Below are 1,173 nucleotides of genomic sequence, written 5' to 3' on the forward strand. Positions count from 1 at the left end.
GGGTTGTCGGGGTCGCCGGTGTAGTAGTCCTGGGTGTAGATCTCGATGCGGTGGCCGTCCGGGTCCAGGATGTAGAGGTAGAAGGCGTTGGAGACGCCGTGCCGGCCGGGGCCGCGTTCGATCCGGTCGCTGATGCGCAGGGCGCCCATTTTGTCGCAGATCTGGATGATGTTGTGCTTTTCGTGGGTGGCGAACGCGACGTGGTGCATGCGGGGGCCGTTGCCGCCGGTCAGTGCGGTGTCGTGGACGGTTTGCTTGCGGTGCATCCAGGCGGCGTAGGTGACGCCGTCGGCGTCCTTGATGTCTTCGGAGACGCGGAAGCCGAGGTCTTCGAGGTAGGCGCGGCCGCGGGGGACGTCGGGGGTGACCTGGTTGAAGTGGTCCAGGCGGACCAGTTCGCCGGCGGAGTAGAGGTCGTAGCGCTGGGTGAGGCGTTCCACGTGCTCCACGTCGTAGAAGAATTCGTAGGGGAAGCCCAGCGGGTCCTCGACGCGGACGGAGTCGCCGATGCCCTTGGTGAAGCCGTCCTTGCGGCGTTCCACCCGGCAGCCGAGTTCGCGGTAGTAGGTCTCGGCGGCGTCGACCTCGGCGGGGGACTTCACCCGGTAGGCGAAGGCTGCGACGGCGGCGATGGGGCCTTTGCGGAGGACCAGGTTGTGGTGGATGAACTCCTCCAGGGAGCGGAGGTAGATGTTGTTCTCGTCTTCCTCGGTGACGTGCAGGCCCAGGACGTCCACGTAGAACTCACGGGATTTGGCGAGGTCGGTGACCACGATTTCCATGTAGGCGCAGCGGACGATGTCCGGAGCCGGGACAGTGGGTGTGGGAACGAAGTTGGTCATGATGGTCTCTCTTTTTTGAAAGGGGTACGGGCTAGGCGCCGAATTTGGGGGTGTGGACGGTGCCGAGGGTGATGTGCACGGCCTGCTGGTCGGTGTAGAAGTCGATGGAGCGGTAGCCGCCCTCGTGGCCCAGGCCGGAGGCCTTGACGCCGCCGAACGGGGTGCGGAGGTCGCGGACGTTGTGGCTGTTCAGCCACACCATGCCGGCCTCGACGTTCTGCGAGAAGTTGTGGGCCCGGGTCAGGTTCTGGGTCCAGATGTAGGCGGCCAGGCCGTACCTGGTGTTGTTGGCCAGGGCGAGGGCCTCGTCGTCGTTCTCGAACGGGGTGAT

At 65.4% G+C, this 1,173-nt stretch carries 2 protein-coding genes; both read right to left on the bottom strand.

Annotation, left to right across the window (positions count from 1 at the left end; translation table 11 throughout):
* Positions 1 to 842: 3,4-dihydroxyphenylacetate 2,3-dioxygenase (gene hpaD / locus AB4Y79_RS21605; RefSeq protein WP_441866250.1), on the bottom strand; the 842-nt coding region annotated here is incomplete at its 3' end.
* Between the two features lie 31 nt (positions 843 to 873).
* On the bottom strand, positions 874 to 1,173 hold a 300-nt coding region (locus tag AB4Y79_RS21610), incomplete at its 5' end, for an aldehyde dehydrogenase family protein (RefSeq protein ID WP_441866252.1).

It is taken from the genome of Pseudarthrobacter sp. YAF2, assembly GCF_052113345.1.
Taxonomy (GTDB): domain Bacteria; phylum Actinomycetota; class Actinomycetes; order Actinomycetales; family Micrococcaceae; genus Arthrobacter.